This window comes from Prevotellamassilia timonensis, assembly GCF_021531665.1.
GTDB lineage: Bacteria > Bacteroidota > Bacteroidia > Bacteroidales > Bacteroidaceae > Alloprevotella.
Genome location: NZ_JADYUH010000221.1, coordinates 1 through 256, shown reverse-complemented (window position 1 = coordinate 256; position 256 = coordinate 1). Strand labels below are relative to the sequence as shown.

The 256-nt window shown below is 60.5% G+C and carries 1 protein-coding gene; it reads left to right on the top strand.

All coding sequences use genetic code 11. The annotated features are described in order from the left end of the window. On the top strand, positions 1 to 256 hold a 256-nt coding region (locus I6E40_RS10860), incomplete at both ends, for a virulence-associated E family protein (protein WP_235387300.1).

Sequence of the window (256 nt, the reverse complement as noted above, 5' to 3'; positions counted from 1 at the left end):
GCCCTCCCCGCCTGGGACGGCAGAGACCGCGTCGGAGAACTCGCGGCGCGTATCTCCTCGGATGAACTCTGGAACAAAGTGTTCCGCCGCTGGTTGCGCGGCGCAGTCAAGGGCTGGCTCGGCGAGGAAGAAAGCGCGGATGTCTATGATTGTCAGATAGCACCGCTGCTGGTCAGCGAGCGTCAGGGACTGGGAAAGAGTACGTTCTGCCGCATGCTCCTGCCGAAGAAACTACGCGCCTACTATACCGATAAAT